This is a genomic window from Rhodococcus sp. 06-470-2, assembly GCF_002258235.1.
Classification (GTDB): Bacteria; Actinomycetota; Actinomycetes; order Mycobacteriales; family Mycobacteriaceae; genus Rhodococcoides.
Map to the genome: position 1 here is coordinate 245,032 of NZ_NOYB01000032.1, position 15,394 is coordinate 260,425.

The 15,394-nt window shown below is 66.1% G+C and carries 14 protein-coding genes; 2 read left to right on the plus strand and 12 right to left on the minus strand.

What is annotated here, in order from left to right; all coding sequences use genetic code 11:
• Positions 1-5: 5 nt before the first annotated feature.
• The 3 genes from CH276_RS16720 to CH276_RS16730 are packed head-to-tail and all read right to left on the minus strand — an operon-like array spanning position 6 to position 2,615.
• Positions 6-659: a hypothetical protein gene (locus CH276_RS16720; protein WP_094630042.1), complete on the minus strand. Its 654-nt coding sequence runs from the start codon at positions 657-659 to the stop codon at positions 6-8.
• The gene (gene hisS, locus CH276_RS16725; protein WP_032397971.1) at positions 649-1,920 is read right to left on the minus strand and encodes a histidine--tRNA ligase; all 1,272 of its coding nucleotides are present in this window, start codon (positions 1,918-1,920) and stop codon (positions 649-651) included. Before hisS ends, CH276_RS16720 begins: the two co-directional genes overlap by 11 nt.
• A gap of 2 nt (positions 1,921-1,922) precedes the next feature.
• The gene (locus tag CH276_RS16730; protein WP_094630043.1) at positions 1,923-2,615 is read right to left on the minus strand and encodes an MBL fold metallo-hydrolase; all 693 of its coding nucleotides are present in this window, start codon (positions 2,613-2,615) and stop codon (positions 1,923-1,925) included.
• A gap of 192 nt (positions 2,616-2,807) precedes the next feature.
• Here CH276_RS16730 and CH276_RS16735 point away from each other — a divergent pair, with 192 nt between their 5' ends.
• Positions 2,808-3,671: a peptidylprolyl isomerase gene (locus CH276_RS16735; protein WP_094630044.1), complete on the plus strand. Its 864-nt coding sequence runs from the start codon at positions 2,808-2,810 to the stop codon at positions 3,669-3,671.
• Positions 3,668-4,465: a peptidylprolyl isomerase gene (locus tag CH276_RS16740; RefSeq protein WP_045195339.1), complete on the plus strand. Its 798-nt coding sequence runs from the start codon at positions 3,668-3,670 to the stop codon at positions 4,463-4,465. The genes CH276_RS16735 and CH276_RS16740 overlap by 4 nt, the downstream gene beginning before the upstream one ends.
• Positions 4,466-4,532: 67 nt before the next feature.
• Here CH276_RS16740 and CH276_RS16745 read toward each other — a convergent pair whose 3' ends face one another.
• The 9 genes from CH276_RS16745 to ruvC all read right to left on the minus strand — a co-directional run bounded on the left by CH276_RS16745 (position 4,533) and on the right by ruvC (position 15,335).
• Positions 4,533-7,025 carry a RelA/SpoT family protein gene (locus CH276_RS16745; RefSeq protein WP_176459284.1) on the minus strand — a complete coding sequence of 831 codons (2,493 nt, stop codon included), beginning with the start codon at positions 7,023-7,025 and terminating at the stop codon, positions 4,533-4,535.
• 72 nt (positions 7,026-7,097) lie between these two features.
• Positions 7,098-7,628 (minus strand): adenine phosphoribosyltransferase, encoded by a 531-nt coding sequence (locus CH276_RS16750; protein WP_373453533.1) that lies wholly within the window; start codon positions 7,626-7,628, stop codon positions 7,098-7,100.
• Between the two features lie 5 nt (positions 7,629-7,633).
• Positions 7,634-9,337 (minus strand): ABC transporter substrate-binding protein, encoded by a 1,704-nt coding sequence (locus CH276_RS16755; RefSeq protein WP_094630045.1) that lies wholly within the window; start codon positions 9,335-9,337, stop codon positions 7,634-7,636.
• A gap of 26 nt (positions 9,338-9,363) precedes the next feature.
• Entirely contained in the window at positions 9,364-10,545 is a 1,182-nt protein-coding gene (secF, locus tag CH276_RS16760; RefSeq protein ID WP_094630046.1) for a protein translocase subunit SecF, read from the minus strand.
• Between the two features lies 1 nt (position 10,546).
• Positions 10,547-12,322, minus strand: coding sequence for a protein translocase subunit SecD (secD, locus tag CH276_RS16765; RefSeq protein WP_176459285.1), 1,776 nt, complete (start codon positions 12,320-12,322; stop codon positions 10,547-10,549).
• A 161-nt stretch (positions 12,323-12,483) separates the two neighbouring features.
• A complete protein-coding gene (gene yajC / locus CH276_RS16770) occupies positions 12,484-12,894 on the minus strand; it encodes a preprotein translocase subunit YajC (protein ID WP_094630047.1) in 411 nt (136 codons plus the stop codon).
• A gap of 138 nt (positions 12,895-13,032) precedes the next feature.
• Positions 13,033-14,061: a Holliday junction branch migration DNA helicase RuvB gene (ruvB, locus tag CH276_RS16775; protein ID WP_045199784.1), complete on the minus strand. Its 1,029-nt coding sequence runs from the start codon at positions 14,059-14,061 to the stop codon at positions 13,033-13,035.
• A gap of 54 nt (positions 14,062-14,115) precedes the next feature.
• The gene (gene ruvA / locus CH276_RS16780; RefSeq protein WP_045195348.1) at positions 14,116-14,721 is read right to left on the minus strand and encodes a Holliday junction branch migration protein RuvA; all 606 of its coding nucleotides are present in this window, start codon (positions 14,719-14,721) and stop codon (positions 14,116-14,118) included.
• Complete coding sequence (gene ruvC / locus CH276_RS16785) at positions 14,718-15,335, minus strand: crossover junction endodeoxyribonuclease RuvC (protein WP_032397961.1); 618 nt, start codon at positions 15,333-15,335, stop codon at positions 14,718-14,720. Before ruvC ends, ruvA begins: the two co-directional genes overlap by 4 nt.
• Positions 15,336-15,394 lie beyond the last annotated feature (59 nt).

A 15,394-nucleotide genomic window follows, 5' to 3' on the forward strand; every position in this document is an offset into this window, starting at 1 on the left:
CCGGCTCAGCCGAGCAGTTGGGCGACCTCCCGGTCGGTCAGAGTCGCCTGCGGAGTTCGTCCCTTGCTACGGACGAGTTCGACGGCGCGGTAGAGCGGCCGTTGGTCGAGCCCGGCGTCGCGTGCCTCGGCGCGCAGCTGATCGACCAGCACCGATGCGATCGCCGCAGCCGGCACCAACTCGGTTGTCCACAGCGAGTCGGCGAGGGTGCGCAACGACAGAATCGGCAGTTCCCGGCCCCCGTCCCTGGTGTAGAGCGCAAGCGGAACCACGACGTGGGTACGCCCGTCGTAGAGCCGTAGCGAGATCTGATCGATTCCGGCCGTCCGAATGGTCAGTTCGGCGGTCACCACCTCCGGCATCTTCAGTCGGCGCGTGCGCAACCCTCGTGCACACAGTTGCGGACCGTCGAGCCAAATCCGGCGGCGCAGACCGAGCCAGCCGGACAGTACCGCGGGACCGCCGACGATCACTCCGACGAGAACTGCGACCCACACCGGCGCGAACAGCGCCAGCACGACGGCGACAACGATCCCGATCGCCGCCGACCCGACCATGATCTTGCGCAGGCGCGGTTTCAGGAACTCCACCGAGACCAGGTCCAGTGCTACCGGCCCCGCGTTGGACCGGGAGTCACCGGGCGGGGACTCACCGGGCAAGACGCGCTCCGAGGGCGTCGACCACGTCGGCCATCGGAACGGTGTCCTGCTCACCGTTCGAAAGGTCCTTCACCAGAACCGCTTCGGCAGCCAGTTCCTGATCCCCGAGCACCAACGCGAAACGTGCTCCGGATCGGTCGGCAGCCTTCATGGCACCCTTGATTCCGCGATTCCCGTAAGCCATGTCCACCGCTATTCCTCGTTCGCGTAGCTGAGCCGCGATGTCGACGATCGCCAGCTTCGCACCGGCACCCATCGGAACACCGAAGACCTGGCATCGTGCCGTCGCGCCCGCAGTCTTGCCCTCGGCGGCCAGGGCCAGCACCGTGCGGTCGACGCCGAGGCCGAACCCGATTCCGGACAGTGCCTGCCCGCCGAGCTGTTCCATCAAACCGTCGTAGCGGCCGCCGCCGCCGATGCCCGATTGCGCGCCGAGTCCGTCGTGCACGAATTCGAACGTCGTCTTGGTGTAGTAGTCGAGGCCACGCACCATTCGCGGGTTCACCAGGTACGGGACGTTCATCACGTCCAGGTAGGCCAGCACTTCGTCGAAGTGTTCCTTCGCCGAATCCGAGAGGTGATCGAGCATCAGCGGTGCGTCCGCGGTCATCGCGCGCACCTCGGGCCGCTTGTCGTCGAGCACACGCAGCGGGTTGATCTCGGCACGTCGGCGAGTGTCCTCGTCGAGCGGAAGAGCGAACAGGAACTGCTGCAACAGCTCTCGGTACTGCGGGCGACAGGTGTCGTCGCCGAGCGAGGTGATCTCGAGCCGGAAGCCGGTCAGACCCAGGGCCCGGAAACCGGCGTCGGCCACGGCGATGACCTCGGCATCCAGCGCAGGGTCGTCGACGCCGATCGCCTCGACCCCCACCTGCTGCAGCTGCCGGTAGCGGCCGGCCTGCGGGCGTTCGTAGCGGAAGAACGGCCCGGCGTAGGCCAACTTGACCGGTAGCGCTCCCCGATCCAGTCCGTGCTCGATCACCGCGCGCATGACTCCGGCGGTGCCCTCGGGGCGCAGCGTCACCGATCGGTCTCCGCGATCGGAGAAGGTGTACATCTCCTTGCTCACCACATCGGTCGACTCCCCGACCCCACGGGCGAACAGGCCGGTGTCCTCGAAGATCGGCAGTTCGATGTGGCCGTAGCCGGCGGTGCGGGCTGCGTCGAGCAACCCTTCGCGTACGGCGACGAACTCGGCCGAGTTGGGCGGGAAGTAATCGGGAATGCCCTTGGGCGCGGAAAAGGCGGTCGGCTTGCTCACGCTCACAGCTTTCCTTGCCCGGGGTCGGTGAGTCCAACGAGGAACGGGTTGGATGCGCGCTCCTGGCCGATCGAGCTCTGTCCGCCGTGCCCCGGGAGCACCACCGTGTCGTCGCTCAGAGGGAGCAGCCGAGTCGCGATGGAGCGCAGCAGTTGATCGTGATCGCCGCCGGGCAGATCGGTGCGCCCGATCGAACCCGCGAAGAGGGTGTCCCCGGTCAGAGCCAACGGAACCGAGCCGTCGGGCCCGTCGGCGTGAGCGAGGAACACCACCGATCCCTGAGTGTGCCCGGGGGTGTGTACCACCGTGAATTCGATTCCGGCGAGTTCGAGCCGTCGACCGTCCGTGAGCTCGATCACCTCGGCCGGTTCGTGGAACTCGAGGTCGCCCAGTACCGCCGCCAACGTCGGGCCGGTTCCCTTGATCGGATCGGCCAGCATGTAGCGGTCCTCGGGTGCGATGTACGCCGGGATGCCGTACTTTGCGCAGATCGGCTCCACCGACCACGTGTGGTCCAGATGACCGTGCGTGAGCAGTACTGCGGTGGGGGTGAGCGAGGACTGCGTCAGGAAGTCGATCAGCGGATCCGCGGCGTCCTGACCGGGATCGACGACGACGCACTCGGACGCGTCGTCCTGGGCCAGGATGTAACAGTTCGTCTGAAACATGCCTGCGGGGAATCCGGTGACGAGCAAGACAAACGCTCCTAAATGGCTGAGGCCGAAGTACCGAACAAGCTTAGTGGGGCCGATCCCGTCGGGTCCCCCCAGCATGCTCTCAGGCAGTGATGGCAAACTCGCGTTGGCCGATTCTCGGCCGGTTAGCACACGATCGGTCCGTGCAGCGAGCGGGCGAGGTCGTTTTTCGACAAGCGGGAGGAACACGAATTGCCCAGCAACGAGCAACGGCGCGAGGCTGCCAAACGAAAGCTCGAACGCCAACTCGTACGCCGTGCCGAACGAGCCCGGCGTCGTAAGCAATTGACGATCGCCGGTTCCATTCTCGGCGTCGTTGCGGTGGTGGCCGTCGTCTCGGTCGTGTTCGTGGTGACCCGCGGTGACGACGATGCCAGTACCGCCCAGGAATCCTCGACGTCGGCACCCGCCGATTCGATCATCGCAGCCGGACGCACCGAGCCGTTGCCCGAGACGGTGAACTGCTCCTACCCCGCCGCGGCGGGGCCTGCGGCCAAGCCGAACACTCCCCCGCGCACCGACAACGTGCCGACCAGCGACGAGCCGCTGAGCTACAGCATGACCACGACTGCGGGAAACATCGGTCTGACGCTGAACAACCCCGAGTCTCCCTGCACGGTCAACAGTTTCGTCTCGCTCGCCAATCAGGGTTACTTCGACGGCACCACCTGCCATCGACTCACCACGGGCGCGGGTCTGCAGGTTCTCCAGTGCGGCGATCCCACCGGCACCGGCTCCGGCGGGCCGGGCTACCAGTTCGCCGACGAATTCCCCACCGATACGTTCGCCGAAGGCGACCCTGCCGCGCAGACCCCGATCTCCTACCCACGGGGAACGTTGGCCATGGCCAATGCGGGCCCGGGAACCAACGGCAGCCAGTTCTTCCTCGTCTACGGCGATTCCGAACTGCCGCCCGCCTACACCGCGTTCGGCACCATCGACGAGACCGGACTCGCCACCCTCGACGCCATCGCGGCCAAGGGAGTCGAAGGCGGCGCGTCCGACGGAGCCCCCGCCGAACCGGTCGACATCACGTCCATGTTGAGCGACCTGTGAACCGCACCTCGGCTCTGACGATCGCGATCTCGGCCACCGCGCTGGTTCTCGCAGGGTGTTCCGGTTCGGCCGAACCGGCAGCAGCGCCGGCCACCACGCCGTCGTCGACGACCACCACGACAACCGAGGCACCCGCGCCGCGGCCTGCACTCGATCTGTCCCGTTTCGGGGCTCTGCCGCCCGTGCCGCAGCCGACGACCGACACGGTCTCCTGCTCGTATCCGGAGCAGTCTCCGGCCGTCAAGCAGGTCACCGCTCCGGCTACCGACAACGTCGACGTGTACGGAACCGTCGATGTGACGTTGTCCACCACTGCAGGTCCGATCGGCATCACACTGGACCGGACACCAGCACCGTGCACGGTCAACAGTGTCGTGAGCCTCGTCGAGCAGGGGTACTTCGACGGCTCACCCTGTCACCGACTGACGACGTCACCAGGCCTCGAGGTACTGCAGTGCGGTGACCCGTCCGGTTCCGGTCGAGGCGGACCGGGATACACCTTCGCCAACGAGTACCCCACCACCGCGTACACGGACGATCCGGCGCAGGCCGAGAACCCGGTGGTCTACCCCCGCGGAACGCTGGCGATGGCCAATGCCGGCCCCGACACCAACGGCAGCCAGTTCTTCCTGGTGTACGCCGATTCGGTGCTGCCGCCGCAATACACGGTGTTCGGCACCATCTCGGACGCCGGTCTGCAAACCCTGGACGCCATCGCAGCGGGCGGGGTGACCGGTGGCTCGGAAGACGGCGCACCGGCGACTCCGGTGATCGTGGAATCGGCAACGGTGTAGCTCCGATCGAACGACGAGAGGGTGAGCAGAGATTCTCTGCTCACCCTCTCGTCGTTCTCCGGACCGCTCAGGCGGCCGACGTCAGCCGGTACACGTCGTACACGCCCTCGACGTTGCGCACGACATTCAGCACGTGCCCGAGGTGCTTCGGGTCACCCATCTCGAACGTGAACTTGCTGATCGCCACCCGGTCCCCGGACGTGGCAACCGATGCCGAGAGAATGTTGACTCGCTCGTCGGCAAGCGCCTTGGTGACGTCGGAGAGCAGTCGGTGACGGTCCAGTGCCTCGATCTGGATGGCGACCAGGAACACCGAGGACGCCGACGGTGCCCACTGAACCTCGATGAACCGCTCGGACTGCTCTTCCAGCGATCGTGCATTGGTGCAGTCGGTGCGGTGGACACTCACCGATCCACCACGGGTGACGAATCCGAGGATCTCGTCTCCCGGCACCGGCGTACAGCACTTCGCAAGTTTCGCGACGACGCCCTCGGCACCGGTGACCAGCACGCCCGCGTCGCCGACCTGACGGGGTCGAGTGGGAATGGTCGACGGTGTCGACCGCTCGGCGAGCTCTTCCTCGACGTCGCCGACTCCACCGAGATGGGCGACCAACCGCTGCACCACGTGGCGAGCGGATACGTGATTCTCGCCGACCGCGGTGTAGAGAGCGGAGACGTCGACGTACCGTAGCTCGTGCGCGATCGCCGACATGGACTCGGCATTCATCAAGCGCTGCAGGGGAAGTCCGCCTCGACGGACCTCCTTGGCGATGCCGTCCTTGCCTGCCTCCAGGGCTTCCTCGCGACGCTCCTTGGCGAACCACTGGCGAATCTTGGTCTTGGCTCGCGGTGACGCGACGAATCCCTGCCAGTCCCGACTCGGGCCTGCGGTGGCGGCTTTCGAGGTGAACACCTCGACCACTTCACCGTTGTCGAGTGTTCGTTCCAGGGCGACGAGTCGACCGTTGACCCGCGCGCCGATGCAGCGATGTCCCACTTCGGTGTGCACGGCGTACGCGAAGTCGACCGGGCACGATCCGGCAGGCAGGGTGACGACGTCGCCCTTGGGGGTGAAGACGAAGATCTCCTTGACCGCGAGGTCGTAGCGCAGCGACTCGAGGAACTCCCCCGGATCGGCGGCTTCTCGCTGCCAGTCGAGTAACTGGCGCATCCACGCCATGTCGTCGACCTCGGCGTTGTCCTGCGAGTGCTTGCCCTTGGTCTCCTTGTACCGCCAGTGTGCCGCGATGCCGAACTCGGCTGTGCGGTGCATGTCGCGCGTACGAATCTGCACCTCGAGGGGCTTGCCCTCCGGTCCGATCACCGTGGTGTGCAGCGACTGGTAGACGCCGTAACGCGGCTGCGCGATGTAGTCCTTGAAACGGCCCGCCATCGGCTGCCACAGCGAATGCACCACGCCGACAGCGGCGTAACAGTCACGGATCTCGTCGCACAGAATTCGGACGCCCACGAGGTCGTGGATGTCGTCGAAGTCGCGACCCTTGACGATCATCTTCTGGTAGATCGACCAGTAGTGCTTCGGGCGACCCTCGACGACCGCGCTGATTCTCGACGCGGCGAGCGTCGCGTTGATCTCGGCCCGAACCTTCTCGAGGTAGGTGTCGCGGGACGGTGCCCGATCGGCGACGAGCCGCACGATCTCGTCGTACTTCTTGGGATGAAGAATCGCGAACGCCAGGTCTTCGAGCTCCCACTTGACCGTGGCCATTCCGAGCCGATGGGCAAGCGGCGCAATGACTTCCAACGTCTCCTTGGCCTTGCGCGCCTGCTTCTCCGGGGGCAGGAACCGCATGGTGCGCATGTTGTGCAACCGGTCGGCGACCTTGATGACCAACACCCGCGGATCTCGCGCCATCGCGATGATCATCTTGCGGATCGTTTCGCCCTCGGCTGCGGTTCCGAGCACGACCTTGTCGAGCTTGGTCACCCCGTCCACGAGATGGGACACCTCGTCGCCGAACTCCTCGGTCAGCTTGGCGAGCGAGTATCCGGTGTCCTCGACCGTGTCGTGCAGCAGAGCTGCAACCAGCGTTGTCGTGTCCATCCCCAGCTCGGCCAGAATGTTGGCCACGGCGAGCGGATGCGTGATGTAGGGATCGCCGGACTTGCGCATCTGCGAGGCGTGCAGCTCGTCGGCAACGTCGTAGGCCCGCTGCAGCAGCGTCAGGTCTGCCTTGGGATAGAGCTCACGGTGCAGGCTGACGAGTGGCTCGAGCACCGGTTTGACCGCCGCGCTGCGCCCAGCGGTGATGCGGCGCGCCAGGCGTGCGCGGACCCGCCTCGACGCGGAGGTGGGAACGGGTGCCGAATTACGGGTTCCGGACGGAGCCTGCGAATCGGTCGCCGCCGGATCGTGGGGAACCGGGCCGTGAGGTACCGGAGCGTCGACGGCCGGGCGGACACGACCGGACGCGGACTCGTCGGTCGTGACGACGTCGACTCCGGTCCGATCGGTAACTCCGGTCCGATCGGCAACTACGGGCCGCTCGGGGACGGCAGGCCCGTCGGGCAAGGGTTGATCGATGTATCGGGTCACTCTCATCACCTCCTGCCACACATTCCGCGCTGTCGTCGAAACGTCAACGCATTGTGACAGAGACTTTAGTCCTCATACTCGAACCAGGCAGCCGAGCGGGTAGCCACTGCACTTGTCGCGCCCGCCCAGAACGGCGATCTCGAGAACGACAGCGGCACCGACGATCACCGCTCCCTGCTCGGTCAACAACCGAGCCGTTGCATCGACGGTACCGCCGGTCGCCAGCACGTCGTCGACCACGAGCACTCGTTTTCCGGCCACGTCGATCGCAGTCGGGATCTGCAGTGCGGCGGTTCCGTACTCGAGTTCGTACGACCGTGAATGCACCGGAGGCGGCAGCTTGCCCGCCTTGCGTACCGCCAGCACACCGCACCCGAGTTCGAGGGCAACTCCGGCACCGAGCAGGAACCCCCGTGCATCGATACCCGCCACCAGGTCGACGTCCTCGAAACCCTGCGCCAGCTCCGACACGACACTGCGTAACGCCGGTCCGTCCGCGAACACCGGCGTCAGATCGCCGAAGCGAACGCCCGCGACGGGGAAGTCGTCGACCCACCGCGTCAGCCTGGTCACCGCGGCGGCAGCGCCCGCTCGCTCGTCCACGTCGTTCATCGAAGAAGCACCCACCGATCCATGTTCCAACCGGCACCTGCGGCCGTCGGGTTGGGCACCACGTCCTGCATGCCGTCGCTGACGACGGTGGTCCGTGGCTCGTTGTACAGGGGAAGCGACGGCATGTCGTTCCACAGGATGTTCTCACCCTCGGTGGCCAGAGCCAGCACTCGCTCGGGGTCGTCGGTCACCGCCAACTGATCGACGATGGAATCGATCCTGCCGTTGCTGTATCCGCCGACGTTCAGGCCGATTCCCGTCCGCAACGAATACCGTGCGGTGACCGCGGCGGCCGAACCCGACGGTCCGGGAAGGGATCCGCTGCTACCGAGCACGGCGTCGACAGCCCCGGCGGCCAGTGCGGACGGTGTGAAGTCCGGTGAGCTCGCGTCCTCGACGGTGATGCCCGCAGCCGCGCAATCGGCAGCCATGCGACTCACCACCTGGGCGCGGCGCGCGTCCGGTCCCCGGTAGCCGACACGAACGGTCAGAGCATTCTCGCCCGCAGCCTCGAGTTCTCGGCTCGCCTGGTCCAGGTCCGAGCGCTGGTATCGATCGCCCACCACCGTTGCGACCGACGGATACTCGAGCGTGTCGGGCTGGACGAGACGAGAGTCGACGACGCCCGAACCCAGACCCGCCGCCTCCGCCTCGAAACCGGGGTGACCCAGAGTGTCGAACAGGTCCGACCGCGGGATGCACGCGGCCACGGCTCGACGAGCACTCGCATCGGCCAGCACCCCCTGGGTGGCGAACGTCAACTGCTCGACGCCCCGCGACGGTTCCTCGGTCGTCGTGAATCCCTCGGTGGTCCCGAGGTCGACGGCACCGGCACCGTGGTCGATCACGTCCAACGATCCGTCCGCGGACTTCGCGGCCAGGTCGGTGCCCTTGGGCCAGACCACCACCTGCTGGGTCTGGGGTGGGTTTCCCCACCAGGCGTCGTTCGCCACGAGCACGAGACCGTCCTCGGCGGTGTAGGACTCGATGCGGTAGGGGCCGGCCGAGGGCAAGAGCGCGAGGTCGATCGAGCCCGGTGTCAGGGTCCAGCCGGTGTTCCAGAAGTCGGCGATACGGGTCACCACGTCGTCGTCCTCGGCCAGGATGGGATCGACGACGTTCGGCACGCCCGCTGCTCGAGCCGCGACATGTGCCGGTAGCAGGTCGGTGGCTCCGAACAGGGCACGCCAGTTCTGGTAGCTGCGGCCGGACGCGAAGACGACCGTCGCTTCCTTGGCCCCCGGGACGCAATCGATGCGCTCGATGTCGGAGTACCCGGCCGTCGACGCCGCGTCGAACAGGGGGCGGTCGGTGGCGAACTTTCCACTGTTCGCCGCCCACGCCAACACCAGATCGTCACAGGCCATCGGCGCACCGTCCGAGTACGTCGCCGCGGGGGCGATGGAGTACTGCACGGTCAGGGTGTCGCCGGGAACCACGGACACGGTTCCGATGTCGTTGTCCGACAACGCGTCTCCCTCGGGCCCGAGATAGCTGAAGCCCACCTGCACCCGAGTGAACGCCTGCCGGGCTCCCGACGCCGCGCCGTCGACGGTTCTCGCGTTGTAGGTGTCGACCACGTTGTCGAAGGAATAGCCGATCGAGGGCACCTTGTCTTCGGGCGACGAGCACGCAGTGATGGACACCGCACCGACACTCGCTGCCACCAGTGCCGCGCTCCACCGTCGTTTCACGTGCACTCTCCGTCCCTGTCGAGGATGGACATCTACCGTCGCTTCTTGTTTCGCTTTCCGGTGGGCCGGTTGCCCGGCTGCGGAGCTGACGCCTTCGGGGCGGCCACACCGACGGCCACCGGTTCCGGAGCGTGGCCTGCTGCACGAGCTGCCGCTTCGGCACGCTTGGAGTGGACCTTGCGCGTGTGAGCTGCGACGGGACCCCACTTCTCCTTGAGCGTCACCAGCAACGGAGTGGCGAAGAAGATCGACGAGTAGGCACCGACGATCATGCCGACCAGCTGTACCAGAGCCAGGTCCTTCAGCGTGCCCACTCCGAGCAGCCACACCGCGATGATCATCAGTGCGATCACCGGGAGGACACCGATCACGGTGGTGTTGATCGAGCGCATCAGGGTCTGGTTGACGGCCAGGTTGGCCTGTTCGGCGTACGTCTTGCGATGCAGGTTGAGGATGCCGCGAGTGTTCTCCTCGACCTTGTCGAACACCACCACCGAGTCGTACAGAGAGAAACCGAGGATCGTCAACAAGCCGATCACGGTTGCAGGCGTCACCTCGAACCCGACGAGCGAGTACACGCCTGCGGTCACGAGGAGGTCGAATGCCAGGGCGGCCAGCGCCGCCAACGCCATGTCTCGCTCGTATCGGACACCGATGTAGATGCTGACGATCACCAGGAAGACCACGAGTGCGATCAGGGCTTTCTGGGTGATCTGGCTACCCCACGTCTCACTGACGTCGGACACACTGATGGCGTTGGGGGTCGCGGTACCGGAGTTGTCCTGCGGCTGGAATGCCTCGAACAACGCCTGGCGAAGGGTGTCCACTTCGGCGGGGTCGAGTGCTTCGGAGCGAATCTGCACCGTTGCTGCGGCACCCGAACCGACGGTCTGCACCGACACCGGCGGCATGCCGAGCGAGTCGTCGTACACGGTTTCGACCTGCTCGGTGGTGATGTTGTCGGCCGCGGGCAGCGCAATCCGCGTTCCGCCCTCGAAATCGATACCGAGGGTGAAGCCGCGGACGACGAAGCTCAGCAGGCACACCAGCACGATGACGCCGGTGAGGATGTAGTAGAACCGGCGACGACCGACGATGTCGAAGGCTCCGGTACCGGTGTACAGCCTGGACAACCAGCTGTGCTTGGGCTGGGCGGATTGATCGACACCCGAGTCGTCGAGGGGCGATGGGGTCGACGTGGTCGTGTCCGACATGTCATGCCTCCTTCGACGGCGCAGCGCCGGTCTTGACGGCGAGTGCCTTGTTGGCTGCGCGCTTGCGTTCGAGCGCGATCTGCTGGACGGCACCGAGACCGTTGACGGACGGCTTGGACCAGAACGTGGATTTCGACGCCAGGTACACCAGCGGCCACGTCACCAGCACCACGACGATGATGTCCAGGATCGTCGTGAGCCCGAGGGTGAACGCGAAGCCGCGGACCTGACCGACGGCCAACACGTAGAGCACTGCGGCGGCGATGAAGCTGACCGCATTGCCCGACAGGATCGTCTTGCGTGCGCGTGCCCAACCGCGAGGAACCGCCGATCGGAAGCTGCGGCCCTCCCGGATCTCGTCCTTGATGCGCTCGAAGAACACAACGAACGAGTCAGCGGTCATGCCGATACCGATGATCAGGCCGGCGATGCCGGCGAGGTCGAGCGTGAAGCTGATCCATCGACCCAGCAGAACGATGATTCCGTAGACGACGAGACCGGCCAGCGCCAACGACAGCGCAGTGAGCAGCCCGAGGGCCCGGTAGTAGAGCAGGCAGTAGACCAACACCAGAGCCAGTCCGATGGCACCGGCCAGCAGTCCGGCTTCCAGAGAGGCCAAGCCCAGCGTTGCCGACACCGTCTCGGCCTCGGAGGACACGAAGGACAGCGGCAGGGAGCCGTACTTGAGGGTGTTGGCGAGCTCGGACGCGGTCTGGTTGTTGAAGTTGCCGGTGATCGAGGTGGCGCTGCCTGCAGGGGTGGCCCCCTGAATGACCGGCGCACTGATCACCTTCGAGTCCAGTACGAACGCGGCCTGCTTCTGGAGATTGGCCGCGGTGAACTGAGCCCAGGTGTTCGAGCCGTCCGTGTCGAACGTCAGGCTGACCTGGAACTGGGCCTGCTGACTGTCGAAGCCGGAGGTCGCGTCGGCTATCTGCTGGCCGTCGATGATCGTCGGACCCAGCAGGTAGACCGCTGTTCCGTCGGTCGAGCACGCCACCAGGGGAAGCGCCGGATCGTCGTTGCCTGCGAGCGGGTCGGCGGCGTTGCAATCGAGGGACTGCATGGCCAGCTGCTGGATCTGCGGATCCTCGCTCTGTCGGAGCGTCTTGGCGTCGGCGATCTCCTGCGCTGCGCGCTCGGCGTCGGACAGGTTCGCGTCGGTGGCGGGATCGTCTGCCGCCGGTGCGTCGGTGGCGGGCGCATCGGTGGTGGGGGCGGGAGCCGGATCGACCGTGGTCGGATCCTGCGCCGGGAACACCCGGTTCTGCGGAGTGGCCGGGTCTGCGGGCGCAGCCGGATCGGCCGAAGCAGCAGGGTCTGCCGGTGCAGCAGGATCGACCGGCGCGGCCGGGTCGAATGGGGCCTGCTGCGAACCTGCTCCCTCGCCTGCCGACGGAGCTACCGAGCTCAGAACCGGTCGAATGAACAGTCGCGCCGTTTGCCCGAGAGTGCGCGCCTGGGAGCTGTCGTCGCCGGGCACCGTGATGACGAGATTGTCGCCGTCGATGACCACCTCGGAGCCCGAGACACCGAGACCGTTGACACGAGTCTCGATGATCTGCTGCGCCTGCTTCAGGCTGTCCTGCGTCGGCGCGTTGCCGTCGGGTGTCCGCGCGGTGAGTGTCACGCGCGTGCCGCCCTGCAGGTCGATTCCCAACTTCGGCGAGGGGTCTTTGTCTCCGGTGAAGAAGACCATGGCGTACACCGCTGCCATCAGCACCGCGAAAACGGCGAGATAGCGGGCGGGTTGCACCGGTCCGCTGGAAGGTGCCACGGTGTGTGTTTCTCCTCTGGGCGATGAAAAGTGTCGGTTCCTGCAGGGCCTGGCGGCCCGATGTGTCGGCGATGAGCGGTGCGATTGTGCACCACATCGGTCACCGCAGAGAAAACCGCTGCCGGATACTGTCTCCGACAGCGGTTTCGATCACATCCTGCTCACTCTTTTTCCAGCCTCTTCGACGTCTGCTCGATGGTCTCGTCCGGCCGACTCACGTCCGCCTTGCTCAGCGACGGTCCAGCGGTGTCGTTCGAGCCGAGCGCCGTGATGTCCGACTCGGTGGTGGCGTCGAGGTCGGTGTCGTCGAACTCGGAGTCGTCGGGCAGAACCTCACGTACCACTGCACGCGACCAGGTGGTGATCACGCCGTCGGCGATCTCCAGATCGATGGTGTCGTCCTCGACCAGGACCACTCGGGCGTACAGGCCTGCGGTGGTGACCACCTCGTCACCGATCTTCAGCGAGTCCTGCATTTCCGTTGTCTTGGCCAACACCTTCTTCTGTCGACGCGCATTGAGAAACAGCGGTACCAGAAGTGCCACGATCAGCAGCGGGAACAGCAAATCCATCGGAAGGTCAGTCCTCGAAGTCGGGTTCGAAATACGTCATTGTCTCGTGCGAGAGCGTCGCCGGTGCGGGCCTCGCAGCTACCCAGTGTGCCATTACCTGGAACCGGTCCGGTCCGTTCGTGTCCTGTTGTGCCCGATTCATTCGAATAATCCCTGCTGGACCTCCGAGGATCGGACCGAAATTCCACCCACCGCGAGATCCGGTGGCGGCGTCAGACCGAGGTGTTGCCACGCAGCAGCGGTCGCGACGCGCCCGCGGGGGGTACGGGCGATCATTCCGGCACGTACCAGGAACGGCTCGCACACTTCCTCGACCGTCGACGGTTCCTCCCCGACGGCGACGGCCAGCGTGGACACACCCACCGGCCCTCCGCCGAAGCTCCGGATGAGCGCGCTCAGTACGGCGCGGTCGAGTCGATCGAGCCCGAGTTTGTCGACGTCGTACACCACCAGGGCGGCCTTCGCGGTGTCCTGAGTGACGGTGCCGTCGCCGCGCACGTCCGCGTAGTCGCGGACTCGGCGGAGCAATCGGTTCGCGATACGGGGGGTGCCACGCGAGCGCCCGGCGATCTCCGCGCATCCGTCCCGATCGATCGGCACACCCAGGATTCCCGCGGACCGCATGAGGATGCGCTCGAGTTCGTTCGGCTCGTAGAAATCCATGTGCGCCACGAATCCGAACCGGTCGCGCAGCGGTCCGGTGAGCGCACCCGACCTGGTGGTGGCACCGACGAGGGTGAACGGTGCGACCTCGAGTGGAATCGACGTCGCTCCCGGCCCCTTGCCGACGATGACGTCGACGCGGAAATCCTCCATCGCCAGATACAGCATCTCCTCGGCCGGGCGAGCGATGCGATGGATCTCGTCGATGAACAGCACGTCGCCTTCGACCAGGTTGCTGAGCATCGCTGCGAGATCGCCTGCCCGCTCGAGCGCCGGACCCGACGTGAGCCGCAGCGAGGTTCCCAACTCGGCGGCGATGATCATCGCCATACTGGTCTTGCCGAGGCCCGGCGGCCCGGACATGAGGATGTGATCGGGGGTTCCGCCGCGCATCTTGGCACCCGACAACACGAGCTGCAGCTGCTCCCGCACCCGAGGTTGACCGATGAAATCGGTGAGGTTCTTCGGACGCAGACTCGTCTCGACATCCAGGTCGTCGGACATCGGGTCCGCACCGACCTGGGATTCTGCGAACCGATCTTCCTCGGTCACCCGGGCCTACCTGGACTTTCCGAGGTATGCCAGCGCCGACCTCAGCGCGGTCGACGTCGTGGCCTCGGGCTGCTGAGCGAGCACCGCGTCGGTCGCTTCCTCGGCCTGTTTCACGGGGAATCCGAGACCGATCAGCGCCTCGACGATCTGGTCTCGCATCGAGTTGCCGACTCCGGATCCCGGCACGGCCGCGCTTCCTGCGCGTCCGACCACTGCGTCGACCTTGTCGCGCAGCTCGACGACCATTCTCTCCGCGCCGCGCTTACCGATACCGGGAACCCTGGTCAGTGCTCCGATATCACTGTCGGCCAACGCAGTTCGCAGTGCGTCGGGCTCGTGTACGGCAAGAGTTGCCATGGCGATCCGCGGGCCGACGCCGGTCACGGTGAGGAGCAACTCGAACAGCTCCCGCGACTCCTTGTCGGGGAATCCGTACAGCGTCTGCGAATCCTCGCGCACGATCATGGTCGTCAGGAGGGTCGCTTCGCTCCCCCGGTGCAAAGTGGCCAACGTGGCCGGCGTGGCGTTGACGCGGTACCCGACGCCCGCAGCCTCGAGCACGGCGTGATCGAGCGCGATGTCGAACACCGAGCCCCTGATCGACGCGATCATCGGGCGCCCGCCTCCTTCTTGGCCATTTTCTCGATCCTGCGTGCCACGACGGCGCGAGCTTTGCGCTCCTCGGCCAGACGAGCGTCGTACTTGCGTTTCTGTTCGGCGGCCATGGCCTCGGCCTTGGCCATGCGGGCGATCATGGGCGCTCGCCAGCAATGACAGATGCCGAGGGCCAGCGCGTCGGCGGCGTCGGCGGGAGTCGGTGCCGTCTGCAGACCGAGAATGCGCATGACCATCGCGGTCACCTGAGCCTTGTCGGCCGAGCCGTTGCCCGTGACGGCGGCCTTGACCTCACTGGGAGTGTGAAAGCAGACGTCGATGCCGCGTCTGGCCGCCGCGAGGGCGATGACGCCACCGGCCTGGGCCGTACCCATGGCCGTACGCACGTTGTGCTGAGCGAAGACTCGCTCGATGGCCACCACCGAGGGCTTGTGGGTGTCGAGCCAGTACTCCGCGGCCTCGGAAATCGCCAGCAACCGCTGCGCCAGATCCATGTCCGCAGGCGTTCGCACCACATCGACATCGAGGGCGACCACCGTTCGGCCCACACCACCCTCGATCAGACTGAGCCCACACCTGGTGAGACCGGGGTCGACACCCATCACCCGCACGCCACCACACCTTCCGCTTACGAACTGTTGTTCGATAGCGTAGCGGAGCCCACCGCTGG